19 protein-coding genes are annotated in these 24,444 nt (G+C 57.5%); 6 read left to right on the forward strand and 13 right to left on the reverse strand.

What is annotated here, in order from left to right:
* Nucleotides 1-21 precede the first annotated feature (21 nt).
* From HXW73_RS12970 to HXW73_RS13005, 8 genes are all read right to left on the reverse strand, one after another.
* The gene (locus tag HXW73_RS12970; RefSeq protein ID WP_186253494.1) at nt 22-3,210 is read right to left on the reverse strand and encodes a non-ribosomal peptide synthetase; all 3,189 of its coding nucleotides are present in this window, start codon (nt 3,208-3,210) and stop codon (nt 22-24) included.
* 25 nt (nt 3,211-3,235) lie between these two features.
* A complete protein-coding gene (locus HXW73_RS12975; RefSeq protein WP_240538633.1) occupies nt 3,236-7,723 on the reverse strand; it encodes a condensation domain-containing protein in 4,488 nt (1,495 codons plus the stop codon).
* A gap of 180 nt (nt 7,724-7,903) precedes the next feature.
* Entirely contained in the window at nt 7,904-8,905 is a 1,002-nt protein-coding gene (locus HXW73_RS12980; RefSeq protein WP_186253496.1) for a TauD/TfdA family dioxygenase, read from the reverse strand.
* A gap of 10 nt (nt 8,906-8,915) precedes the next feature.
* Nucleotides 8,916-9,605 (reverse strand): 4'-phosphopantetheinyl transferase family protein, encoded by a 690-nt coding sequence (locus tag HXW73_RS12985; RefSeq protein ID WP_186253497.1) that lies wholly within the window; start codon nt 9,603-9,605, stop codon nt 8,916-8,918.
* The gene (locus tag HXW73_RS12990) at nt 9,583-10,323 is read right to left on the reverse strand and encodes a thioesterase II family protein (RefSeq protein ID WP_186253498.1); all 741 of its coding nucleotides are present in this window, start codon (nt 10,321-10,323) and stop codon (nt 9,583-9,585) included. The genes HXW73_RS12985 and HXW73_RS12990 overlap by 23 nt, the downstream gene beginning before the upstream one ends.
* Entirely contained in the window at nt 10,313-10,558 is a 246-nt protein-coding gene (locus HXW73_RS12995; RefSeq protein WP_186253499.1) for an MbtH family protein, read from the reverse strand. Before HXW73_RS12995 ends, HXW73_RS12990 begins: the two co-directional genes overlap by 11 nt.
* Before the next feature lie 228 nt (nt 10,559-10,786).
* Nucleotides 10,787-10,996, reverse strand: a complete 210-nt coding sequence (locus tag HXW73_RS13000) for a FecR/PupR family sigma factor regulator (protein ID WP_186253500.1) — start codon at nt 10,994-10,996, stop codon at nt 10,787-10,789.
* Nucleotides 10,997-11,127: 131 nt separating this feature from the next.
* Complete coding sequence (locus tag HXW73_RS13005) at nt 11,128-11,640, reverse strand: RNA polymerase factor sigma-70 (RefSeq protein WP_240538634.1); 513 nt, start codon at nt 11,638-11,640, stop codon at nt 11,128-11,130.
* A gap of 205 nt (nt 11,641-11,845) precedes the next feature.
* Here HXW73_RS13005 and HXW73_RS13010 point away from each other — a divergent pair, with 205 nt between their 5' ends.
* Together HXW73_RS13010 and HXW73_RS13015 are read left to right on the forward strand one after the other, a co-directional pair.
* The gene (locus tag HXW73_RS13010) at nt 11,846-12,643 is read left to right on the forward strand and encodes an inositol monophosphatase family protein (RefSeq protein WP_186253501.1); all 798 of its coding nucleotides are present in this window, start codon (nt 11,846-11,848) and stop codon (nt 12,641-12,643) included.
* Nucleotides 12,644-12,811: 168 nt separating this feature from the next.
* Nucleotides 12,812-13,579, forward strand: coding sequence for an ABC transporter ATP-binding protein (locus tag HXW73_RS13015; RefSeq protein WP_186253502.1), 768 nt, complete (start codon nt 12,812-12,814; stop codon nt 13,577-13,579).
* Between the two features lie 21 nt (nt 13,580-13,600).
* On the opposite strand, the gene HXW73_RS13020 is transcribed toward HXW73_RS13015, so the two are convergent.
* Nucleotides 13,601-14,608 (reverse strand): zinc ABC transporter substrate-binding protein, encoded by a 1,008-nt coding sequence (locus HXW73_RS13020; protein WP_186253503.1) that lies wholly within the window; start codon nt 14,606-14,608, stop codon nt 13,601-13,603.
* A 135-nt stretch (nt 14,609-14,743) separates the two neighbouring features.
* On the opposite strand from HXW73_RS13020, the gene HXW73_RS13025 reads away from it, so the two are divergent.
* Entirely contained in the window at nt 14,744-15,487 is a 744-nt protein-coding gene (locus HXW73_RS13025; RefSeq protein ID WP_186253504.1) for a metal ABC transporter ATP-binding protein, read from the forward strand.
* The gene (locus HXW73_RS13030; RefSeq protein WP_186253505.1) at nt 15,477-16,280 is read left to right on the forward strand and encodes a metal ABC transporter permease; all 804 of its coding nucleotides are present in this window, start codon (nt 15,477-15,479) and stop codon (nt 16,278-16,280) included. Before HXW73_RS13025 ends, HXW73_RS13030 begins: the two co-directional genes overlap by 11 nt.
* Here the strand turns inward: HXW73_RS13030 and HXW73_RS13035 are convergent, their stop codons facing one another.
* From HXW73_RS13035 to HXW73_RS13050, 4 genes are all read right to left on the reverse strand, one after another.
* Nucleotides 16,281-17,369 carry a DUF1513 domain-containing protein gene (locus tag HXW73_RS13035; protein ID WP_186253506.1) on the reverse strand — a complete coding sequence of 363 codons (1,089 nt, stop codon included), beginning with the start codon at nt 17,367-17,369 and terminating at the stop codon, nt 16,281-16,283.
* A 3-nt stretch (nt 17,370-17,372) separates the two neighbouring features.
* The gene (locus tag HXW73_RS13040; RefSeq protein ID WP_186253507.1) at nt 17,373-18,407 is read right to left on the reverse strand and encodes an imelysin family protein; all 1,035 of its coding nucleotides are present in this window, start codon (nt 18,405-18,407) and stop codon (nt 17,373-17,375) included.
* Nucleotides 18,408-18,459: 52 nt separating this feature from the next.
* On the reverse strand, nt 18,460-19,881 hold the full coding sequence (locus HXW73_RS13045; protein WP_186253508.1) for a di-heme oxidoreductase family protein: 1,422 nt from the start codon (nt 19,879-19,881) through the stop codon (nt 18,460-18,462).
* Between the two features lie 95 nt (nt 19,882-19,976).
* Nucleotides 19,977-21,272 (reverse strand): imelysin family protein, encoded by a 1,296-nt coding sequence (locus HXW73_RS13050; RefSeq protein WP_222105007.1) that lies wholly within the window; start codon nt 21,270-21,272, stop codon nt 19,977-19,979.
* Between the two features lie 196 nt (nt 21,273-21,468).
* On the opposite strand from HXW73_RS13050, the gene HXW73_RS13055 reads away from it, so the two are divergent.
* Together HXW73_RS13055 and HXW73_RS13060 are read left to right on the forward strand one after the other, a co-directional pair.
* Complete coding sequence (locus HXW73_RS13055) at nt 21,469-22,338, forward strand: LysR family transcriptional regulator ArgP (protein ID WP_186253509.1); 870 nt, start codon at nt 21,469-21,471, stop codon at nt 22,336-22,338.
* 293 nt (nt 22,339-22,631) lie between these two features.
* The gene (locus HXW73_RS13060) at nt 22,632-24,434 is read left to right on the forward strand and encodes a sensor domain-containing diguanylate cyclase (RefSeq protein ID WP_186253510.1); all 1,803 of its coding nucleotides are present in this window, start codon (nt 22,632-22,634) and stop codon (nt 24,432-24,434) included.
* Nucleotides 24,435-24,444 lie beyond the last annotated feature (10 nt).

A 24,444-nucleotide genomic window follows, 5' to 3' on the forward strand; every position in this document is an offset into this window, starting at 1 on the left:
TTACTAGGCAAGCTTGACTACTCAGTTGCTATCAAGCTCGGCTAGCCCGCTCGTGCTGATCTCGGCATCCCTCTCGCTTAGAGCGGCACCCAGCTCGGCGACAGTGGAATGATCGAATACCACGCCGGGGGCTATCTCGATCCCGAACTGTTTGCGAATGCGGGCCACCAGTTTGATCACCAACAGTGAGTGCCCACCCAGTTCGAAGAAATCGTCATCAATGCCTATTTCATCGCGACCAAGCAGCTCAGCCATGGCTTGGCACAGGGTGGCTTCCACGGCATCCCGGGGCTTCACCATGGTTTTTCTTTCCGCGGTTTTTTGGGCCAAGGTTTCCAGCGTGGAGGTGTCAACCTTGCCGTTACCTAGGCGGGGGAAATGCTCAACAGGGATAAAACGAGAAGGACGCATGGGCTCAGGCAGCAGTACAGTCAGTTGCTCGCGCAGTTGGGCCAGGCCCTCAACGGACGTTACCTCGGCGTCAGCGATCAGGAACGCTAAGAGTTCCTGGTTATCACCGCCACTGCCCATCAGGCGAACCAGGCTCTGCTTAACTCCTGGCTGTGCTTGCAACACGCTTTCGATTTCCGCTGGTTCAACACGAAAGCCGCGCAGCTTGATCTGATCGTCAGTTCGCCCAATAAGGCGCATGCCACCCTCGGGTAGCACGCACGCCAGATCGCCGGTGCGATAGAGCCGTTCACCGACAATAAAGGGATCTTCGACAAACGCGGAAGCATCGCTATTGAGATACCCGCGCGCCAGTTGGGCACCGCCCAGATACAGCTCTCCCACGGCGCCGGTGGGGGTTGCGTGCAAGTTTTCGTCAAGCACTCGATAGCGGCAGTTCGGCAGTAATCGGGTTAGCGGCAGAGGACCTGTAATATCTTGCGAAAGCGTCACCGGGTGCACCATCACGCCCACCGTGGCTTCTGTGGGGCCATAGTGATTGTATAGCTGGCACTCGGGGGATATCCGCGCGATGCTCGAAAGCAAGGCAGGAGAAGCCGCCTCGCCGCCTAAAATCAGCGTTTTCGGCAACTTGGGAGCTTCGCACTCCAGCAGGGCCTCCAGATGAGACGGCACTATCTTGAGCGCATCGATATTAGTCGCTGACATAAAGCGCGCAAAGTGGTCGCCATCCTGCATATCGTCAGGTGCGGCGATCACCAGGCGGGCACCATTGAACAAGGCGCCGAACAGCGCCGTATTGCCCAAGTCAGTGGCCAGCGACCCGGTCAATGCCCAGCGCTGGCATGCCGATAGCCCCATAGCCTTTGTGGCACCGGCTACGTAATTGAGCAGTTGACCATGCTCAATTACCACACCTTTGGGCGTACCGGTGGAGCCAGAAGTATAGAGAAGGTAAGCCACATCGCTGAGGTCAGGCTCTGGAAACGGCAATGCGCTACTACCCGCCCCTTCCACTTCTCTTGGCAGCCCCACACTGCGGATACCGGGAAAGGCCAGTGCTGCGAGTTCCGCCTCGCCATATTCAGTGCTCACTACTAGCGCAGGCTGGGCATCCTCAAGCACACGCCGCTTACGCTCTACGGGCCACTCTGGATCGAGCGGCAGGTAGGCGGCACCTACACGCCATACTGCCAGTAGCAGCACGACCAAATCGGTGGAACGAGGCAGGTTGAGCGCTACGTAATCTCCATGTTTGACGCCCTGACTATCCAACCACCCCGCGATACCATTAATGCGGGTTTCTAATTGGGCGTAGCTCAGCGTGCGGCCCTGCTCCTCAATGGCAATGGCATCCGGCGTCGATTCCGCCCATGTGGTGATATGGGTGGCTACGCTACGCTCGCCCAGGTCGAACACATTGTCTTCAATCGACAGTAATCCCTGCTGTTGCTCAAGGGAAATAAGTGGCACTGAAAATAGCTTTTGCGCGGGGTCGGCTATGCCCGCCTGAAGCAACGTCTGGAACTGATCCAGCAGACACTCGGCCGCCTCGCGGCTATAGCATGATGGGTCAGCGTAGAGCGTTGCCACTGCGCCGCTCTCACTGCGGCCAATGTGCAAGGCAAGTTCAAATTCTGCCGATGGCCCTGGCAATTCTCGCAAGCGCCACTGCAAACCCGACGTATCTAACTCACTCACTCCTTCTGAAAATGCAAACCCCACTGCGAGGTGGCGCTTATCAGGCAGCGCATCAATTGACCAATACTCTTGGGCTTGGGTATGCGCCTCTAACTGCCCTGATAAATGGGCAATCCAGCTAGAGAAGTCGCGATCAGCAACGCCTTCAACCAGCACCGGCAGCACCTTGTCGAAGAGCCCGACCGCCCCTTGCATCACCTCGTAATCCTGGCGGCAGTCGTGCTGCCAACCGCCTATCACACTCTCATTGCCGCTAATTCTGGCGAGTAACGCCCACCAAGCTGCCTGCAGCACTGCCTCTGCGGATACTTGAAGCTCGTCTGCCAGGCTGTCGATACGCGTCACTAAACTTGATTCGAGGTGACAGGCCACATACTCATGCGCTGCCCGCACATCATGACGGTTAACTTGCCTGGCAGGTAAGCGGCATACTCCTGCCTGCTCGGCATGCTGCTGATGCCTTTGCCAATACTCACGGCCCTCTTCTGCGTCATCGTCGTTTTCAAGAGAAGCGCGCCATTCGATAAACTGGGAATACTGTAGCGCCGACTCATCATCGGCTCCCCCGCTCTGACCGTAAGCATCCACCAACGCTGAGAATAACGACTGCAGACTGCCGCGATCCGCCACCAACACCGAAACAGCCAGTACTAATACCCAGGTTGTTTCGCCAGTTCGCAGGAGCTCTAGACGCACCAGCTCGCCACTCTCGATAGCCATGGGCCGGTGCTTTAGTGCTTCGCTATAGTCACGAACATCGTTGAGCAGTGCCTCCTCGTCATCGCTGCCGCGTAAGTCCTCATGCCACCACTCGACAGCAGGAAGGTTTTCAAGCGCTTGGTGCCGCAGCCCGCGATACCCCGCCACGCTTTTCAAAGCCGTTGATAGGGCTTCATGCTTTTGCCCAAGGTCGCTCAGTGCGCGCTCCAGCCGCGAGCTATCAAGTGCCCCTTGTATATCGACCACCATGACATTCGCCTGCGCCGATGCTGCCTGCTGGGTATCACCTTCATCAGCTTCCGCTGCCATCAACACTGCGCGCTGTTCAGGGCTAAGCGGCCAATGGGCAAGGCTCTGCTGTTCCGTTATCGCATTCATTTATAGACTCCCAAACCCAGTGATTTCATTGATCGACCAACTCGGCATCGGCACTTGCCCCTTGGGCCTCTTCCAGCGTCGAACGCTCATAGATGTCTCCCATCGCTACCACAATCTTGCGGGGCCCCTCGTAGGGATCCCGGGCATGGGCCGCTAACATGTTGTCGACCATCACCACATCGCCCCGGCGCCAGTCGAAGCGCACCGCGCAGGCTTCGTAGGCCTCACCGACAACCTTCATCATCTCGTCGCTAATCACGGAGCCGTCGCCGAAATAGACATTTCTCGGTAGGCGCTCCTGGCCCACCATGCCAAGCAGGTCTTCTTTCACATCAGGCTCAAGGCAACTAACGTGGTGGAGTTGCACCTGATTGAAGAACACCCGGTCACCAGTCACGGGATGGGTGACCACTGCTGGGCAGCGCGTGCGTGTCTGCAGCTCATCATCACCCAACCACTGCCACTCGATTCCTGCTCCTTTGAGCCGCGCCTCAACCTCTTCCTTGCTATCGGTTTTGAAAAAGTCTCGCCAGCTCACGTCCAGGTTGCGGGTGAAGGTACGTACATAAAGCAGCCCTTTGCGTTCGAACTCCTCCACCACATCGGCGGGCAGTTGGCGCAACATCTCGCGGCAGTCAACGATCGGGGTGGCACCTCCCACTGGAGAGGGGAATTCGCAGAAGAACAGTTGCTTGCGCGGCCAGCGCTCCAAATGCGAACTTTCGTTGTGATAGAGAATCATCTGGCGCTCGGGATAGGGGGTTGAACGGTAGGTATTGCGCCCCCCTTCTTTCTTGGGCAAATCACCATAATTGCCGTAAAGGCCAGGCTGGATAGCCTCTGCAAAGGCTTCAAACTCTTGTGGTGTGGTCAAACCAAAGTTACGGAACAGGATGCCCGCGTGCGTGCGTAAGTGTTCCTCGATGAAGTCACGCTGGGACGTTGCCCACGCCACCGCATCAAGGTCAGCGTCCGTCGCTTCTATCACGAGAGGAAAGACTCTTTTTTCGTCGAGCAGCGCCGTTCGTATCGGTGAGTCACTGTTGGTCGAGGGGCGCGCACCCGACTGGGATTTCAGGCTGCCAAGCTTGTTGAGTTTGGAACCTTTTGAAAGCTTGTTTTGCATAGCGTGTTTCTCCATTTGGGGTAAGCGAAACTCCTCGACTAGCGTGCTGGGAGCTTCCACGATCTGCGCTAGTAGCGATTGCCAGGCACCGGTCAAGTGCTCGATGGTTTCGCGTCGATACAGGGCCGTGGCATAAACCCACTCGACTGATAACCCGGTATCACTTTCATCAACGAATACCGCCATATCGAACTTCGACTCCTGCCTGGGCTGAGGCATTACCTCCACCTCAAGGCCCGGAATTGAGAACCGCTCGGTTGGCGTGTTTTGTAGTACGAATAGGGTTTGTATCAGCGGAGAACGATCCCGCTCACGGCTAATGCCCGAAAGCTCGACAATTCTGTCGAAGGGAACATTTTGATGATCGAAGGCATCCAGTACGCTGGTCTGTACGAGCTCGAGCCAGTGGCCGAAATCAATCTGGCCATCAGCCAAGTGAGATCGTAGCGGGATGACATTGACGAAAAAGCCAATTAGCGGCTCAACATCAGGATGGCTACGGCCCGCGACATCAGTTCCCACCACTAGGTCTTGTTGACGGGTCTGGCGGTGCATCAACAGCTGAAAACTCGCCAATAGAAGCGTAAATAGCGTGGTGCCACGCTGTGCGGCAAGCTTGTTCAACGCTTGTGATAGATCGGAACTCAGTGCCAAGCGCAGGGCACTACCGGCGTGCGATACTTGGCTGGGCCTGGCGAAGTCCGCTGGTAGTGATGAGAGCGGAGGAGCATCGCTTAGATAGCGACGCCAGAAGGTTGCGCTTTGCTCAAAGGCTGCTCCCGAAAGTGCTCTCTCATGCCAAGCGGCATAGTCCACGTACTGAATACCCAGCTCGGGTAACTCGGATTCCTTCCCTTCCAGTAATTCCCCATACAAAGTGGCAAATTCCCGAATGAAAACGCTCGTTGACCAACCGTCGAACACAATGTGGTGAATAGTCAGCACCAAGACATGCTCTTGTGTGCCAAAATGCAGCAAGCCCGCCTTTATTAAAGGGCCAGTGGCAAGATCAAATGGTGAGTTCGCAAACTCGGCGAAGGTATCTTGCAGATATCGCTGCTGTTCCTGCTCTGAAAGATCGCTGCAATCCAAAACAGGCAGTTCGATGTTTAGCTGATCTTCGATAACCGCGATGGGATCGCCACGCTCACTTTCGGGGTAGTGGGTACGCAATGCTTCATGCCGCGCAACGATGGTATTAACGGTTCGTTCCAGAACCTCTATATTCAATTCCCCTTTCAGAGAAAACAGCGCAGGAAGGTTGTAGGCGGCTCGCTCACAATCACCCGCCTGACTCGCCAAGCGATCAACTAACCAGAGCCGACGCTGGACAGGTGCTAAAGGTAGTTCCGCATGGCGGGGAATCGGTATCAGTGGGTTCTGGATAGCTCCCTGATGGGAGGCCGAAGTCATCGCTAACCGGCGTTCTACTTCATCAACCACATCACGAAAACGCGGCTTTTCCATGACGGCTCTCGTCGGGAAATCAATCACCCAATGATTGCTAATGCGTGACGCCAACTGCACCGCCGCCAGAGAATTACCACCGCATGCAAAGAAATGAGCATCCCTGCTTAGCGGCTTACTCTGCGTGTCGTCATCGACCAGCACTTGGCGCCAGAGCGTCGCTAACGTCTGCTCCGTTTCGCTCCCAGCTGTTGTGCTAGATTGCGATGCCTCTCGATCACTGGCGTCATCGTCGCCACCGCTGACAAAATGCCCAAAGGCGTGAATGGCGTAGGCATCCAGGCTGCCCGCCTCCCAGCCTTGGCGGCAGGCACTGCGCTGTAACTTGCCGCTGGAAGTCTTGGGAAGGCCGCCGGGGTGGAGTAGTAGTGCGGCAGAAAGCGGCTCATGGCAGGCGGCTCCTACCGCCTCACTGAGTGCCTCGATCAACTTCTCAGCGGGCACCAGCTTCTGCATACCGCGGGAGACTTCTGCCGCCACGCCTATCCCCTCGGCGCCTTCGAGGGTGGTCACGGCAAAGGCCGCCACGCGCCCCTTACGCACCGCTTCCACTTCCGCCTCGATAGCGCTCTCGATGTCCTGGGGGTAGACGTTATGCCCGCGCAGAATGATCAGGTCTTTAATACGCCCGGCGATATACAGCTGCCCTTGGTGTAAAAAGCCTAGATCGCCGGTGCGCAGCCAGCGGGCGTCGTGGCCTTGTGCATCGCTATCACTAGCATCGGTACGCTGCCAGCTAACGCCATCCCGGGTAACAAAGGTTTTGGCCGTGGCTTCGGGGTTTTGCCAGTAACCATGTGCCACGCTGGGCCCATTGACCCAGATCTCGCCGACGTCGCCTTCGGGCAGGGAGTGAAGCCCCTCTGGATCAACAATGTCGATTGCATGGCCTGGTTCCGGGGTGCCGCAGCCCACCAGCGTGTTGCCTTCAACCGCTGAAGCGGCCTTCCCCTCGGCCAGCGACTGTTGCGAAAAAGGCGTCCCCACCACGCCTGTGCCGCGTGAATTACAGCTGACCAATAGTGTGGCTTCAGCCAAGCCATAGCAGGGGGCTGCGGTGTCAGCGGCGAAGCCCGCCGGGCGAAAGCGCTCAATAAAGCCTGTGAGGGTTGCGTGGCGTACCGGCTCGGCGCCAGAGAACGCGACCCGCCAGCTTGATAAATCGAGTGTCTCAATCTGCTCGTCGCGAAGTCGTTCTAGGCACAGCCGATAGGCGAAATCGGGGCCGCCGCTGATGGTGCCCTGGTGGCGGGAAATCGCTTCCAGCCAGCGTACGGGCCGCTGCAGAAAGTAAGTGGGACTCATCAATACCGCGGGAATACCGCGATAGATGGGCTGCAGTAGACCGCCGATCAGCCCCATATCGTGGTAAAGCGGTAGCCAACTAACGAAAACATCGTCGGCACCAATCGAGAAGCCTGTCTCGATAGCACGCTCGTTGGCCATCAGGTTGCCATGGCTGACCATAACGCCTTTGGGCGCGGCCGTGGAGCCTGAGGTGTATTGCAAAAAGGCGATATCACCCGGCTTTGGGCAATGCTCGACCCAATGGTCAGCGTGGGCCTCGTCCACCGCATCCACGGGGATCAATTCAGCGCTACCGAAGTCCTTTCCCGCCGAGGCGACCAGCTCAATAATCGTCGAAGAGGTGAGCACACAAACGGCCTGGGAGTCAGTGGCGATAGCAAATAAACGTGCCAGATGCTGCTGTTTGGCTGATTCCGGCGGAAAGACCGGCACGGCAATCACCCCGGCATACAGGCAGGCAAAGAATGCCACCACGTAGTGCTCGTCGTTATCCAGCAGAATCAAGGCACGCTCCCCAGCCGGGAACCGCTGCTGGAGCTCGCTGGCCAGGGCACGCGAACGCCGCTCCAGGGTGGCGTAATCGAGGGTGATTTCGCCTTGAGCGTTCACCACCGTCAGCGCCCTGTCGCTGGGCCTTTCCCGGGCCAAACGACTTAAATGCTCGACATAGCTTCTAAAAACGTCGTTGTGGTTTGCGTCGTTGCAAGATGGGTTACTGAAAGCTGTCTGAGCGTGCCTAATATTCATATGCGTACCTGCTGGAGCTCCTGGCCGTGGGATAAGGCGTTATGTTCAGTCGTTGGAGAGGTTGCCGTGGCCTTCCGCCATGGCGACGACGACTTTGCGCGGTCCTTTAAACGGCGTGCGCGCATGGGCGACCAGCATGTTGTCGAGCATCAACACATCGCCCGCTTGCCAGGGGAACATCACCGTTTCTTCGGCCAGTACGCCGCGGATCTCATCGAAGATGGCATCGTCAATGGGGCTGCCATCGGCAAAGAAGACGTTGCGCGGCATATCTTCGGGATCGAGTAGCTCTTCTAGCGATTCACGCACTTCGGGCTGCAGGTTGGAGACATGGAAAAGGTGCCCCTGGTTAAACCACACCCGTTCACCAGTCACAGGGTGAGTTTCGATGCTTTGGCATAGCTGGGTAGTACGCAGGTCACCATCGGGTTTCCACTCACAGCGAATCCCCGCGCGTTGGCAGAATGCCTCCACTTCGCTGCGATCTTCGGTGTTAAACACCTGCTGCCAAGGCATATCGAAATCGCCGTAGTTGCGTACGTAGAGAATGCCGGGGGCAAAGCGCTCGCGAATCTCTGCTGGCATACGGCGATAAATGGCGCGGCTATCGGCAATGGGGGTTTCACCGCCCTCGGGTGAAGCGGTGACGCAGTGGAACCAGATTTTCATCGGCCACTCGCGGGTATAGGCCTGCTCGTTGTGGAGGGGGATATGTTGGTGAGCGGGATATTCGGTGGAGGTATAAATACCTGACGAAACCGCTGAGCGTGGCGTGGAAGCGAACTCGTAACTCAGCAGCGGATGACCAAACGCAGCGGCAAACTGCTGAAAATCGTCAACGGCGGGAACATCGAAACCTCTTAGCAGCACGCCGCCCACTCTGGTCACTAATGACTCAATATCCGCGCGCAAATCGCCGAAGGCTTCCAGCAGCGGCTGCCCCGGGTAGGTGGGAGAAATCATAATGGGCAGCTCTGAATCAGCTGGCCCCTGACGTTCAGGTACGGTGTTGGCTTGTTGCGTTGGTGCTGTGCTTTGGCTGTCCATTATTGATCTCCTAAAAAGTCGTTGAGTAGCGTTCGCTCTGGGCATAGCCCAGGGCAGCGGCATAGCCACTCGGCGCGGGCAGCGGCCATGCTTGTAAAGGTGATAAAACGGGAAGCGAGTGCTCAAGGCGGTAGATAGTGGGCGGCACTGAAGATGGGCTAACCGAGAGCGCTTGCAGGTGGTCAGCGATCCCTAAGCCCAGGGTTTTGAGCACCGCTTCTTTAATCACCCAGCGCTCCATGAAGGGAAGCTCGACGCCGCTAATCTGATCACACTGCTCGCTCGGCGATAGCACCAGCCCGTAAAGCGGCGCCAGTTCGGCCTCGGGTCGGCGACGCTCAATATCGACTCCCACCGCGCCGCCGGGAGCGAGCGCGATCAGGGCGGCATCACCGGAATGGGAGACATTGAAGACAGGCCCATCAATGCCTTCCAACTCTGGTTTGCCGTAAGCGTTCCGGGTGAACACCAGCCTTTCTGGTGCTATACCGGTGTGCGCGGATAGCAACCGCCGCAGGGCAGCCCGCGTTGCCACGGCGCGCACGACATCAGCGTGATGGCGGAGCCGCTGGGCGCGCTGCCACTCGCCCGGGCTCAACAGCCGATAATCGCCATCGGCTATCGGGGCGCTCAGATCGAGCGTCAGACACCAGACCTCAAGCCCTTCGGGCACCCCGTCAGCTAACCGCAGGCGCTGCATGAGGCACCTCCTCTAGCCGCCGGGCCAGCGCCCGCTCTATGGTCTCCAGCACTTGCGCCTGCTGCTGGCGAATAAAGAAGTGGCCGCCTTCGAACCAATCTAATGAGAATGCCCCGCCTGCTTCCCGTTGCCATGCTTCCAGGCGATCTCTTTCGATATCGTCATCGCGCCCAGCGAGTACCTTTAAGGGATAAGCAAACGTTGACCCACCGCGATAGCGAAAACTGCGGCAGAGCCGGTAATCAGCTGACAACACATCCAGGGTGAGTCGCAATAACTCAGGGTTTTCAAACACTTCCTCAGGGGTGCCGCCCTGTTGGCGCAGATCCGCGATCAGTGCCCGATCGTTATCAAGGCCTGCCAAACGCTGCGGATCACGCATTGAGGGCGCCGCGCTTCCTGAGGCGAATAGCATCCGTGGCTGAGGACGCCCTACATCGCGCAGGCGAGCCGCCATGCCATAGGCCAACAGCGCCCCCATACTGTGGCCGAACAGGGCAAAGTCGCCACGCATCCGCGTTGCCTGCTCTTCGCACAGCCGCACTACCTGGGTCTCGAAGTCGTCGATCAGCGACTCACCCAGGCGTTCGCCACGCCCAGGCAATTCGACGGGATATACCTCGACCCAGCCGGGCAACTGGCGCTTCCAGCGCAGATACATGGTGGCGCTGGCCCCGGCGCAAGGCAGGCAGAGCAGCCTTAAGCGCTTAACCTGCATTCACCTGCTCCGCCTCGGCACTGGCTTGCTCATCCATCCACTGACGCAGCGAAAGTGGCCGCATATCGGTCCAGGTCTTTTCGACGTAGGCTAAACAGGTTGGCTTATCGCCAAGTACGCCGGTATCCGTCCAACCGGCAGGGATCACCTTCCACTCTGGCCATAGGGAGTACTGCTCTTCGCGGTTAACGAGTACGCGGAAAACACCATCTTCACGATCAAAGCAGCTTGTCATGGGTCGAACCTCACTGTTGCCTAAGGAATGAGAAATAAAACGCAATTGCTTCTCATTACTTAATGACGAGTAAGGAACCTGAAAATTTAATACCGGGAAGGAAAAAATAGAATAAATGCGAACGAAGGGAGGGGGTGCACAGCTCTAACGCTCAAAGCATGAAAGCCGTTAAATCATCAAGGAAGAAAACCAGAGGGGAGCAAAAACGGAGTGGGTAGAAGCAGCGATTTATAAGTCACGCTCATCACTGCGGGGAATCATCCCCGTTAGCAGCCAAATCTGTTCTGCTTCATGAAACACTTGGCGGTGCTGGGAAGAAGCCGCTAACCACGCACGCAGCGCTTCGCGATCAGCGTCGCTCAACGTCTGCTCATGTTCGCGCATCAACCAGTCTAGCGCTGTTTGCCAAACGGCGTCATCGCCGCTGTTGTTATCCATCGTTACTGTCAAACCTCGCGACTGCTATCTGCTCAATACCTGCCTGGGGAAGCGTCTGGGCTTTTCGACGCTACAAGCATCAGATGACAGTGTAACAAAGCGACAACAAAGGAGGCACAACAAAAGTGGGCTTACCGCCCTTGCAACGACCGGCGACAATGGGTAAGCGCATCGCGGATCATAAAGTTAACCGACGTGGTGGAAACCTCTAATTGTTGGGCCACTTCTCGCTGAGTATGGCTTCCTGAACGGTAGAGTTCAAAGGCGCGGCGCGTCCGCTCAGGTAGCTCATCCAACGCTTCAACCACCTGGGCCAAGGCCTGGCGATCAATGGCAATCACCTCAGGCGAATGCGAGGCGTAAGAGGTATTATCCCCCTCCTCTTCTTTTGCAAACAACGCAGACTCAAACGCGGAACGGCGACAGCGGTCAATGGCGAGGTTGCGCACCACACGTGACACGTAGGATATGGGCTGCTTTACCTCAAAAAGCGTGGTTGCTTCTGAAATTTTAAGATAGGCATCCTGTACAACATCATCGGCTTGATCAGCATTGCCCAATACGCTTGCGGCGACACAGCAGAGCCGGGGTCGCTGATTAACGAAGATATCCTCTAACTCAGCATTCCACGACTGGGTATCCACGGTTTGGCCTCCTGCCTTGATTAACACCACGGCATAAATAGCAATAGTTATTATTTGCGTTAAACAACAGTAAGTCAATCGGTGAGACCAATCTGAATCAAACCGAGACAGGTGTCTGTCATCGGCGCGTCATGGATAGCGGGTTATAGTGAAACAACCATGCGCCCAGCAAGGCGCATCAGCCGTTCTTCTCAGGGGAATAACGATGCTTGATAGCAATGACCTACTCGAAACGGTGAAGCAAGCCGCCTATGAAGCTGGCACGTTATTGCGCGAGGGGTATTTGCAAAAAGGACGGATTTCCTTTGAGCAAAAGGGCGCGTCTGATTTCGTGACTTACTACGATACAACGGCCGAGAACATCATTATCGACTGTATCAGCAGCGCTTTTCCTGATATCGCTTTCCTTGGCGAGGAAAGCGGCCTGACGCCCAGTACCGATAGCGACTATACCGTAGTGATTGACCCGCTGGATGGCACCAATAACTTCCTGCACGGAGTGCCCCACTTCTCGGTTTCGATCGCGGTCACCAAAGGTAATGAGCTCGTCATGGGCGTTGTCTATCAACCGCTGCTTGATGAAATGCTCTGGGCGGACCAGGGCATGGGGGCTTTTCTCAATGATCGAAAGCTCACCACGCCCTCTCCTCGCCCAATGACCGAGATGCTGGTGAGCACTTGCCTGCCCTACCATGCCAAAGGAGACTGCACCAAAGCCCTGGACCAACTCGCCGTACTGATGCCCCAAGTAGCTGGCATCCGCAGCCCCGGCTCAGCAGCGCTTGAGATCGCATACATCAGTCTGGGCCGGTTCGATGCCTTTTGGTCCCAGGGCGCGGCACTTGAATTTTGGGATATCGCCGCTGGCATTGTGATTGCCCGAGAAGCGGGCTGTACCGTCACGGATCTCACTGGCGAGCCCAATCCGGCCCAGTGGAATAGCGTAATGGCGGCACACCCGGAACGCCATGGTCAGCTGTTGGCATGCTTGCGCTCTTGCTGATAACCGACTGACAGCTGTCTAGTCGACACTTTCTTCTTTGCTTCCCGGCCTGGCCTCCACGCTGAATACGACCTATTCGGTGTCATTCTTTTCATTTTTTTGTTAAAAATGAGAACTATTAGCACTAGAATAGAATCATTATTGTCAACTCAAGGCCAGGAGTGGGTCATGTTCGAGGTTAAAGGCGCCACCTTTGAAATCAATGGCAAGCCGATATTAACGCCCATTGAGCATTCGTTTCGGGAAGGCAAGATCTACGGCCTGATTGGCCACAACGGCTCAGGCAAGTCGACCTTGATTAAATTGATGGCCCAGCAGCAGCCCACCAGCCAAGGTGAGATTCACTTCGACCAGCGCCCGCTAAGCGACTGGGGTAACCGCGAGTTCGCCCGCCAAGTCGCGTACCTGCCTCAACATCTGCCCAGCGCTGAGAGCCTTACCGGGCGCGAGCTGGTGGCCTTTGGCCGCTACCCTTGGCACGGCCTTCTTGGGCGCCACACCCAAAAAGACAAGGACGCCATTGACCGCGCCATTGCCCTCACCCACACCGAGGACTTCGCCGACCGCCTGGTCGATACGCTTTCCGGCGGCGAGCGCCAGCGAGTCTGGCTCGCCATGCTGCTGGCGCAAGGCAGCCGCTTTCTACTGCTGGATGAGCCACTTGCAGCGCTGGATATCGCCCACCAGATCGAAGTGTTGGCGCTGATTCGCAAGCTGTGCGATGAGCTCAATCTCGGGGTGATTATCGTGCTGCACGATATCAACATGGCCTCACGCTACTGCGATGAGCTGATGGCGTTGCACAGCGGCCGTTTACTGGCCTGCGGCTCCCCAAATGACATGATGTGCGATAGCACGCTGGAAGCGATTTATGGGCTCCCCATGCAGGTAATGAAGCACCCGAACGGAGAGCACAATATCGCCGTCGCGCAGTAACGCGACAGCCTTTCACGTCATTCACATGGCGTTTGTGCAATTCTGAATTTCATCCGCCATCTGGTTAAGCAGCGCCTCGTAAAGCTCAGGGCCTGGGGTTAGGTCAACGCCCAGGGGGTCCATGACGCCGATATAAGTATCGGTATCGCCAAAGACTGCATTGACAATTTGCGGGTTGAACTGCGGTTCGCTGAAGACGCAGTGAATGCCCTCTTCGTTGACCAGCGTTTGAATAGCCTCGATGCGAGCTGGGCTGGGTGAGGAGGCATCGCCAATAGAAATAGCGCCCGCCGCTTTCAGATCGAAGGCGTTTTCAAAGTACTGATAGGCATCGTGAAATACGATAAAGCGAGTGCTCTCGCTGTTGGCTAAGCGCTCTTCGATGTCTTGCTCAAGCGACTCAAGTGCTTGCCGACCTTTCGCCGCGTTGTCACGGTAATAATCTGCGTTTTCGGGGTCCAGCTCACCAAGCTGCTGGGCAATGGCGTCGAGCCAACGCCGCGCGTTGTCGGGGTCCATCCAACCGTGCGGGTCTTGTCCGTCGTGATGATGGGCATGATCATGGTCGTGGTCGTGGTCGTGGTCGTGGTCGTGGTCGTGGTCGTGGTCGTGGTCGTGGTCGTGGTCGTGGTCGTGGTCGTGGTCGTGGTCGTGGTCAGCGACATCGAACGTCGCACCTTCGCGATAGGCAAAGGTATTGATGTCGGATACGCGCATCAACTCCAGATGGCTGGCATCGCCGGCCAGATTATCCACCGGACCTGATAGCCATGGCGTTAGATCGTTGCTTACCCATACGACTAAATCGGCATTATCCAACGTTTCTGCTTCCGAGGGCCGCAGCGAGTAGCCATGGGGCGATGCACCGGGCTGGATGAAAAGCTCAGGCGATCCGCGATCGCCCATGACCTTGGCCACCAGCGAATGCACCGGTGGAATATCCACCGCCACGCGAGGGACATCCGCCAGGGCTGTCAGGGGAAGGCTCGCCAACAGCGGCAGCGTGTAACGTGCAAAACCATATTTCATTGCTTTCTCCTCATATCACTAACGTGTGAATAATCGTCATTTCGCCGAGCTATTTTGGTGACGCTCAGCGCTAGGCGTCTCTTTTTAAATATGATATAACATAACAATAAATAAGTACGCTAGAGTTTACTGCTGATGCCCCCATCTTTAATTCGTAACGCTCCCCTTTTGCTGAGTGCGCGGCAGCTCAACGTGCGCATCGGCGGGAAACCGATTCTTGAAGACATCCACCTGGCGCTGCATCGTGAAGAAATCGTCACGCTGATTGGCCCCAACGGGTCGGGAAAATCCACGCTGGTTAAAACACTCGTCGGCGCCATCAAGCCAACGTCAGGCAAGGTGGAAATCGACGCAGGCCTGACTATCGGCTATGTGCCCCAGCGGCTGCACCTGGACCCAACGTTACCCATCACCGTCTCGCGCTTTATTAACCTTCCCCACCGCTACCCCCGGGGCGATGTACAGCAGGCGCTGGCGAATGCCGGGGTTGAAGGGTTACATAATGCGGCGATGAGCCAGTTATCTGGCGGGCAGTTGCAACGCGTGCTGTTGGCTCGCGCCCTGATCACCAAACCCGATATCTTGATTCTCGACGAGGCCACACAAGGGCTTGATCATCGTGGCGTCGCTGACTTCTACAAAAAAATCGAAGAAGTACGCCAGACCTATCGCTGTGGGGTATTGATGGTTAGCCATGACCTGCATGTGGTGATGCGTACCGCTGATCATGTGCTGTGTTTGAACGGCCATATCTGCTGCGAAGGCAAGCCCGAGCGGGTTGCCTGCTCGCCCCCCTATCAGGCGCTATTTGGTGAGCAAACAGCGCAAATGTTGGCCCTGTATCACCACCACCATGAGGAGGCCGCCCATGTTGGATGATTTTATGTGGCGCGCCACCTTGGCGGGCCTCTTCGTCGCGCTTGCCGCCGCGCCGCTCGGCTGCTTTGTGGTCTGGCGGCGCATGGCTTACTTCGGCGATGCGACGTCTCACGCCGCCATTCTTGGCGTTGCGCTGGCGTTATTGCTTGATCTGTCCATTTTTGCGGGCGTCTTGATAATTGCCCTGACCATGGCCGCCTGCGTAACGTTGCTCAGCGGGCGTGGCTATGCCATGGATACCCTGCTTGGGGTCATGGCGCACTCGGCTCTGGCGATTGGCTTGGTCGCCGTTTCGTTTATCTCAGGCGTGCGTGTCGATCTCAACGCCTATTTATTCGGCGATATTCTGGCCGTGGGCAAAGACGACTTGTGGGTCATTGGGGGCGGGACGCTAATGGTATTGGCGCTACTCGGCTGGCGCTGGTCAGCGCTGCTGACCGCCACACTCAGCGATGAACTCGCCCACGCCAGCGGCATTCAGCCACGCCGGGAGCAGTTGGTTCTCACGCTGTCTCTTGCCATGGTCGTGGCCGTGGCGCTCAAGGTTGTCGGTGCCTTACTGATTGCCGCCTTGCTGATTATCCCCGCCGCAACGGCACGGCCTTTCTGTCGAACCCCTGAAATGATGGCCCTGGTAGCCGCTGGCATTGCGTCATTGGCCGTCACCTCGGGGCTTAAAGCGGCCTATCTCTTCGACACCCCGACAGGCCCCACCATTGTCACCCTGGCCGCTGGATTTTTCGTGCTCTCGACTATCGCCATGCAAGGCGTGCGCTATTTACACCAGCGCTAATCAGGTCAGATGGTTATCCCAACGGAGCTCCAGGCTGGCGAGCAGCTCGGGCGCTGCAGTGTCAGGCATTACACGATAGAGCCCGCCCTGGCCGGAAGAAACCAGAAAGCCGCCGTTACCATCGCAGCGGGCACCGGCGGCGTCGGGTAATTCCAGGTTGGCGTTCAGACGGCCTTGTTCAGCATCCAGCAGCAGTACTCGATTGCCGCGGGGTGCGGTTATCAGGACATTTGCCGAGACACGGCTAAACGCGACGCTAGCAATGTAGTGGTGAAGGCTGGCGGTGACCTCATCGGGCAGCGCCAGCTCTGAAAAGTCCCCGGCGGCATCCAGGCGGCAAATCAGTGGATGTGATTCCCATTCGGGGCCTTCGAACTGGTACCCGGCAATCACCGTACCGTCCGCTGCCACGTCCAGATGACGGCAGCTTAGCTGGTGATGCGAAGGCGCGTGACGGGCCAGAATTTCGCCGCTATGGCGATCGATCAACACCAGCGCCGGGGCCATGGTGTCCAGATTGAGCTTTACCCGGCCGTAGTCGGGGTGGGTCTGAATGCCGCCCAAGCCAATCACCAGGGTGTCACCATCCGGCATCAGCCGAAGCTCATGGGGGCCAATACCCTCCAGCGGCATGTCGCGCACATGGGCGTAGTCGTTGGCAGCATCGTAAACCCGTACGAGCCCGGCGCTATCCTCCAGGCGGTTGGCGGTGACATACAGGTGGCGCCCACTCAAGTCGAACACGCCATGGCCGTAGAAGTGATAGCCCTCTCCGGCGGCGATGGTGTGGGCGAGTTGGCGGCTTTCGCCGTCGATCACGTGCAGCCGCGTGCCGGGGCGGCGGGCAAACAATACCGCTTGGCGTGAATCCGGCCGCAAACAACCGCCGTGGCAGCGCTCGGGCACCTCGATCATAAAGCGGGTCTGACCATCCAGTGCCACACCGGCGATAAAATGCCCGCGGCTGGGATCATCCACCGCGCTAAATAGCCAGTCCACCTCCTCGCGTGCGGGCAGCGCCCAGCTCAGCGGCGTCAGCGCCATGGCCACGCTGCCCAGGCCCACCTTGAGTATCTGGCGTCGCTGCATGGCTTAATCCCCGTCGCTGGAATTAAAGCCGCGTACCAGGCCAAGCTCGCCTGCGATCTCGTTACCCAGCAAATGGCGCAGTTGGCTGATATTGATGTAAAGCGACTGCAGACCGCGAAACGCCGCTTCGTCGTCCAGGGCAGGCACAAGGCCCGGTGGTAGCTCGCTGGCCTGGGCGAGCGTCTTGTCCAACTGATCACGAAACGCCTCAGCGAGGGGCAGCGCGTCGGCCTCGCGAAGCAGTGCCGTGAGGCCGGGCAGGAAGCCGGTACGCAGCCCCTCCAGGCTGCTCTCTACTAAACGAACCGTCTGCCCACTACGCCAGGCTTCGGCCAGATAGCCGTTGGCGGGGGCGCCTTTGAGGCCCATGGGCTCGCCAAGGCGTTTATCCTCAAGCAGTTCGAGGGCCTGGATAGCGCTGGCCAGGGTGGCTTCGGTATAGTGCTGGGTATCGTCAGAGGTATCAAGATAGTGCTCGCCAAAGGCCTGCCAGTCGCGCTGCAGCGCACTGGTGGTATCGGCGATATGCGTCGTGATGGCCTGCATGAGTGCACAGGCATTAGGCTCGCTAAGGGCCTGCTGGTCCATGGCATCGTCATACAGCAGGTACTCCAGGGCGGGAAAGCCCTGGATCGCCACGCTGTCACCGGCAATCGCCTCGGCATCCGGCGCGTCGGGAGCTTTCAGCCAGCCGTTCACCTTGCGGCCTACCAGGTTCTTGCGATCCGGCCAGAACTGCAGTTGCCAGCCCCGGCTGTTCTGCTCAACCGGGCCAAACTGGATAAAGCGCACCGCCTGCCAGGCCTGATAGGCGCTCAGCCAGTCATTTTCCAGCCGCTGCCTGAGTGCCTCGTCGGGGCCCTGGCAAAAGCGCGTGGCGCTGGTCTCCAGCCGCTCGGAGGCGGCGCTCAGCTCGGCATACTGCATCTCCACCGCGCCATGCCAGATATCCCGCGGTGTGGTGTTCTCCGTAGCAAAAGAAAGCGGTGCGGCCAAAAACGCACAGGCCAGCAAACCCAACCGTCGAAACGCAGCCATCGCATAAACTCCTTACTAAAAATTCAGCAACCCTCAAGGGTTGCAACTGCACTTACAGCGATTCAAGAAACCGAATGAGCTCAGCGCGCTGATCTTCAGGTAAATCACGATAGCCCTGGGTGGCCGCTTCCGCTTCGCCACCGTGCCAGAGAATCGCTTCTTCCAGGGTGCGAGCACGGCCGTCGTGAAGAAAACCCGCCCGTGGATTGACCGTTTGGGCCAAGCCAATCCCCCACAGCGGCGGCGTGCGCCATTCGCGGCCATCCGCCTTAAACTCGCTGCGATGGTCGGCCAGAGCATCGCCCATGTCATGTAACAACAGGTCGCTATAGGGCCATATTATCTGATCCGCCAACGCCGGGCGTGCGGCATCCGCCGCGGTACGCTGGGGCGTATGGCAACTGGCACAGCCCAGGGCATTAAAGTGCTCGGCGCCCTGCTTCACCGCCGGGTCATCCATGTTGCGTCGCATGGGCACCGCCAGGCTGGAAGCGTAGAAGGTCACGAAGTCGGCTACGTCATCGCTGACCTCAGGTGTTCCACCATCAGGAAACTCATCGCAGCCCTGGCGCTGGGTGCAGTCGGTTTGCGGTACCAGGCTGGAGGTCAGCCCCATATCGCCAGCAAAGGCATGCAGGCCCTGCTGCTCAATGCTGGGCTCGCCGGCTTTCCAGCCGAAACGACCGGTAACGGTGTTGCCCGTACGCAGATCCCAGACCTGATTGGCGCGACCGGAAATGCCGTCGCCATCGGCGTCGTCAGGGTCGGCGGCGGCCAGCAGATCGGCTTCGGGAATCGCCTCCAGCAGCCCCAGACCAATCATCGGCGGCGCCAGCCGCGGCGAGGTCTGCAGATCCTTGGGCAACTCGCCGTAGGCGGGCTCGGCAATTGAGTAAAGCGGCTCCTGCAGGGTAACGCTAGTGCCATCGGCAAACGTCACCTCCCGAGGGCGATACTCGATCAGCATTTTGGCCTCCGGTTCGGCTCCGCTAATCGCCGCCGTTTGTAGCTGCAGGCCGTAGTTGGGCACGGGAAGCGCGCCGCGCTGTTCTAACGTAGCCGGATCCGCTTGGTTGGAAGGCAGCGAGAGACGCAGAAAAAGCGCGATAGGGTTTTCATCGCCCGTCGGAGGATGTCCCCGGCCATCTTTTATATGACAGCCCTGACAGCTATTGGTATTGAATAGCGGGCCCAAGCCGTCGCGGGCCTCGGTGCTGGCAGGGGCGGCCACCCAGGGGTTGCGGAAGAAGCTATTGCCGACGCTGAAATCCAGCCGTTTGGTCATCGACATATTACCCAGTGGCAGCGAGTAGGCGTTGTGATCGAACTGCTCCACCGACCCATCGCCGCCGCTCATGGGCGTCTTTTGAATGGGCGGTGACTCACTGGCATATAGCGGCGCGGCCAGCAGCATCAGGAAAAAGCCAGCTCGAATATAACGGCGGGGATAGACAATACGCCTACAGTGACTCATCACGCTCTACCTTCTGTGCCTATTCGCTTTTCAGGAAAGCAAAAGCCGCACGACAGCGATGCTGCCGGCGGCTCACATTGCAACGCCAGTCGGTCCTAGAACTGGTGACCAGCGTCATCCGGCTGCAAGGAAGTGACGCCCAACTCGCCAGCCGCCTGTTCGATGGACCCCGTTTGAGCAACGAGAGTGAGAATCGCCTCATTGATCAGTTCGCTGCCTTGCTCGTTGCCCGGTGCGATCATCATATCGAAGGCCATTGGCGAACTCTCGGCTTCTGCCGCCTGCTTGATCGCATCAAGGCGCGCCATCGTGGCGTCGAGCTGCTGGCGCAGGGTATCGGCAAGCTCACTATCTTCCTGGGCTAGCAAGTCCTCCAGTGACGGCCCCTCCACCACGCTGCCGTCAAGGCGCTGATAGGTCCCGGTGTAGATATTCTCGATACCCTGACCATTGTAGTAGTGAGAATTGTGGGTATTGTCGCTGAAGCAGTCATGCTCATCCTCAAACGAGTTGGCTTCAAGCGCGACCTTCAAGCGCTCACCGGCCAGCTCGCCCAGAGACAGCGAGCCCATGCCGAACAGCATGCGGCGCAGGCCTTCCTGATCGCTCTCCGCCAGCAGTTCCTGGCGATAGTTACCTTCTGTTTCCGGCGCCCATTGGGCCACCATCCACTCAAGATCATCGACTAACAGGTCGGATACCGCGTCAAGATAGCTGCGGCGGCGATCGCAGTGACCGTGGGTGCAGTCATCACCGGTTTGATAGTCACTCACCGGACGCTCACCGTTGCCTGCCTCAAAGCCATTCAGGTCCTGACCCCAGAGCAGAAACTCGATGGCATGGTAGCCGCTGGCAACGTTGGCTTCCGAGCCGCCGATTTCATTCAGGTCGGCGAGCAATTCCGGGGTGATCTCGCTAACGTCCAGGCTTTCGCCCCCCACATTAATTTGCTCGTTGGCAATGATATTAGCGGTGGCGCCTTCGTTACCCAACTCGTGCTGGTAGTCATCGCCCTCGACGTAATCGATCATGCCCTCATCAAGGGGCCAGGCGTTTAGCTGCCCTTCCCAATCGTCCACCACGGCATTGCCGAAGCGAAACACTTCGCTCTGCTGATAAGGAATACGCGCTTGCAGCCAGGCGTTTTTGGCGGCCTCCAGGGTCTCGGCGGTGGGGTTGGCCAGCAATTCGTCGATACGCTCGTTCAACACCTCGGCGGCGTTGAGCGCATCGGCGTAATTGGCATGCGCCAGGTCGGCGTAGTGGGTCACCACGGCATCGGCGCTAACGGTATCGTCAGCAGCGGTGTTGGCAGAAAATAAGGCAAAAGGCATCAGCGCGCTAAGCGCAACGATGCCGGCAAGAGGGCGACGGAGCATGATGGCGGGCATGACAGTATCCTTTTAGGTTAAGACATTACAGAAACGTCTAAAATAAAGTGCTAGGGTTAGTTGTTACGCGTCAAAACAAAATGTAATCCATTAGCTCATGGGATTCAATCCCATTTAACGCTCTATAGCGAGTATGACTGGGTATAATCGTCATTGTTTGCCTTACGTCATTTTCTGCAGCCCTGGGAACACCACTATGCTCGATTACAAACTGCTACATGCCCTGGCAACCGTAGTGGAGTGTGGCGGGTTTGAACGCGCAGGCGACGTGCTGGGGCTATCGCAGTCGGCCGTTTCCCAACGCTTGAAAGCCCTCGAGGTGCGTTTAGGGCAGCCCGTGTTGGTCCGCCACCCACACTTGGCGCCGACCCCAGCCGGCCAGCGGCTGTTAACGCATTACCAGCAGGTCCAGTTGCTCGAGCGCGATTTACGCGGCTCGCTACCCACGCTGGACGACCCCGCTCCCCGACTGCGCATTGCGATTAACGCGGATAGCGTCGTGACCTGGTGGGCCGAGGCAATTGCCGACATCTGCCAGGCCGAAGGGCTTTTGCTGGATCTTGTTATCGAAGATCAGGACGTCGGCCTGAAGCGCTTGCGCGATGGCGATGTCGCGGCCTGCCTGTGCGCAACACCGCAGCCGATTGCCGGAGCACGCAGCTTGGCGCTGGGCGAAATGCACTACCATCCGCTCGCCTCACCCGCCTATGTGGCGCGACACTTCCCGGATGGGCCCAAGGATGAAGCGTTTCAACAGGCGCCGGCCATCGTCTTCGGCCCCCATGATCAGTTGCAGCACCAGTTTCTCGCCCAATGCGGCTACCATGGCCGCTTCCCCTACCACCTATGCCCATCGTCGGAGGGGTTTATTCGCTTGGCAGCAGCCGGCATTGGCTACGGCATGATGCCCCAATTACAGACCCATGCACTGATCGACAGCGGCCAGTTGGTCAGCATTGCGCCAGGACAAACGCTCAGCGTCTCCCTCCACTGGCATTACTGGCGGCATAGCGGCACCCTGGTTCAGCGGCTCACCGATCGGCTTTCGCAAGTCGCCTTGACCTAGATCATCAATCTTTCCTATGCCATGGCAAAATCCTTCTACACTTGCGTTAGCCCATCAAAAGTCGGCCGTCCAACCGTGAAAGGCTGAATTATCGTTGACGCAATGCATGTCATCAAAACGACGCAACTGCCAGAGTATCTTAAGCTTCCTTTGTATTTGTATTCCTGGATTCACAACATCGTATAAACGCCACACAGAAGTTTGGCGATAACCAAAGAAAATACCCCGGCATCGGCAGCAGCGGTAAGGGACAACAGCACGGGGTCAGAAAAACATAACCAAAGCGACCTCCTATGCATGTGTGTTTTTTACACCGCAAAGTTTGTGTGGGCTTACTTTTGCTGTTGTTGGGCTGGGTAGCCTGCTGGCAACCTGCTTTTGCCTCGCTGACGACCTCTGTTGACCAGTCTCGCTATTCGCTTACCGACCACACCCAGTTCTGGCAAAGCGATGAGCCTCTTACGCTTAACGAACTGATTGAGCGCGACCCATCGTTCACTCAGGCCCAGCACAAAAGCGACTTGAATTTTGGCTATACACCCAACGAGATATGGCTGCGCACCCAGGTCGAGAATCCAACGGCACATTCCCAGCATTGGATCGTTGAGTTTGAATATCCCTTTTTGGATCGCGTCACACTGCATGTAATGCGCGAGCATTTTAATGAACAAAAAATAAGCGGCAGCGCCGTTCCCAGGGAGCAGCGAGAACTTGCCCATCGTCAGGCGGTGTTTCCGTTAAATCTGGCACCGGGAGAAACGGTGACCCTATACACCAGGGTCAATGCGGCGGGCAGCAAGATGCTGAAATATAACCTGCTCTCTGAGCAGGCGTTCTACCAGCAGAATGATCGGCATAATTTTTGGCTCGCGACCTATTTCGGCATCCTGCTGGGCCTTGGACTTTATAACCTGTTGCTATTTTTTGGGCTCAAAGAGCGCGTATTTTTATATTACTCGCTGTTTACACTGTGCTTTACCATCGCGATTTTAACCTTCAATGGTATCGGCACCCTGATGTTCTGGAGCGCCCTGGGCGCAAACACGTCACGGTTGGTCGCTATCGGCTTCATCTTCGCTTCTGCCATGGGTACGTTTTTTGCCCAAAGCTTTCTTGAAACGAAAGAATTTACGCCCCGCTGGCACCGCTTTTTGAGCTATTTCCGCGTCTACTGCTTGCTTGCGCTCATAGCGACCGTGTTGTTACCTATTCAACCGGCCCTGCGGTTGATGGACGTGACCGGATTCATGGCCGCGCTGACGATACTGATATGCGGGATTTACTGCGTCACGCAACGCGTGCCTAGCGCGCGGATATTTGTCCTGGCGTGGTCATTGTTTCTGGTGGGCGCCTGCGTGTTCGCACTGCGCAATTTAGGCATTTTGCCAGCCAATTTTATTACCTTGCACGGCGTTCAGATTGGCTCGGCGTTGGAAATGCTCTTGTTATCGTTTGCGCTGGCCGCCCGCTTCAACAAGCTGAAGCGCCAAAAAGAACGCGCTCAGAACGAAATGCTGATGACGCTGAAACGGCAGGAAGCCGTACTGGAACAAAAAGTTGCCGACCGCACAAAAGCGCTTGAGTACCTCGCCACTCGCGACATGTTAACCGGGCTTTTGAACCGTAAAGGCCTTGCTGACTGCGCCGCAAAAGCTCTCCAGCGCAGTCAGCACATAGGGCAACCAGTGGCGCTGTTCATGCTCGACCTGGACCGTTTCAAGCCAATTAACGATCAATTCGGCCATGAAGCCGGTGACTTTGTGCTTCAACAAGTTGCCAGGCGTATCGAACACCTGGCGCGCGCACATGACCGCTGCGCCCGTTTTGGCGGGGACGAGTTCATTTTATTGATTGAAGGCATCGACGATGTCACCGTCCTCAATGATATTCGCCAACGCCTCAATGCCGCCATACGCAAGCCCATCAAACTGCCTTGTGGTGAGCTGGTCAGCGTTGACGTCAGCATTGGCATGAGCGTCAGTCAAGGCGATGACGATCGCTTGGAAAGCCTGATTTGCGAAGCTGATGGCAAGATGTACGACGTAAAAGCCAGCCGAGCCGACAGCGGTATACGCTATTACTCAGCAAAGCAGTAAGCTAAATAGC

This window comes from Halomonas sp. SH5A2, from assembly GCF_014263395.1.
GTDB lineage: Bacteria > Pseudomonadota > Gammaproteobacteria > Pseudomonadales > Halomonadaceae > Vreelandella.

Coding starts and splice junctions, on each gene's coding strand:
- HXW73_RS12970 (WP_186253494.1), bottom strand. CDS start 3,210: ATGAATGCGATAACGGAACAGCAGAGCCTTGCCCATTGGCCGCTTAGC.
- HXW73_RS12980 (WP_186253496.1), bottom strand. CDS start 8,905: ATGGACAGCCAAAGCACAGCACCAACGCAACAAGCCAACACCGTACCT.
- HXW73_RS12985 (WP_186253497.1), bottom strand. CDS start 9,605: ATGCAGCGCCTGCGGTTAGCTGACGGGGTGCCCGAAGGGCTTGAGGTC.
- HXW73_RS12990 (WP_186253498.1), bottom strand. CDS start 10,323: ATGCAGGTTAAGCGCTTAAGGCTGCTCTGCCTGCCTTGCGCCGGGGCC.
- HXW73_RS12995 (WP_186253499.1), bottom strand. CDS start 10,558: ATGACAAGCTGCTTTGATCGTGAAGATGGTGTTTTCCGCGTACTCGTT.
- HXW73_RS13000 (WP_186253500.1), bottom strand. CDS start 10,996: ATGGATAACAACAGCGGCGATGACGCCGTTTGGCAAACAGCGCTAGAC.
- HXW73_RS13010 (WP_186253501.1), top strand. CDS start 11,846: ATGCTTGATAGCAATGACCTACTCGAAACGGTGAAGCAAGCCGCCTAT.
- HXW73_RS13015 (WP_186253502.1), top strand. CDS start 12,812: ATGTTCGAGGTTAAAGGCGCCACCTTTGAAATCAATGGCAAGCCGATA.
- HXW73_RS13020 (WP_186253503.1), bottom strand. CDS start 14,608: ATGAAATATGGTTTTGCACGTTACACGCTGCCGCTGTTGGCGAGCCTT.
- HXW73_RS13025 (WP_186253504.1), top strand. CDS start 14,744: ATGCCCCCATCTTTAATTCGTAACGCTCCCCTTTTGCTGAGTGCGCGG.
- HXW73_RS13030 (WP_186253505.1), top strand. CDS start 15,477: ATGTTGGATGATTTTATGTGGCGCGCCACCTTGGCGGGCCTCTTCGTC.
- HXW73_RS13035 (WP_186253506.1), bottom strand. CDS start 17,369: ATGCAGCGACGCCAGATACTCAAGGTGGGCCTGGGCAGCGTGGCCATG.
- HXW73_RS13040 (WP_186253507.1), bottom strand. CDS start 18,407: ATGGCTGCGTTTCGACGGTTGGGTTTGCTGGCCTGTGCGTTTTTGGCC.
- HXW73_RS13045 (WP_186253508.1), bottom strand. CDS start 19,881: ATGAGTCACTGTAGGCGTATTGTCTATCCCCGCCGTTATATTCGAGCT.
- HXW73_RS13050 (WP_222105007.1), bottom strand. CDS start 21,272: ATGCCCGCCATCATGCTCCGTCGCCCTCTTGCCGGCATCGTTGCGCTT.
- HXW73_RS13055 (WP_186253509.1), top strand. CDS start 21,469: ATGCTCGATTACAAACTGCTACATGCCCTGGCAACCGTAGTGGAGTGT.
- HXW73_RS13060 (WP_186253510.1), top strand. CDS start 22,632: ATGCATGTGTGTTTTTTACACCGCAAAGTTTGTGTGGGCTTACTTTTG.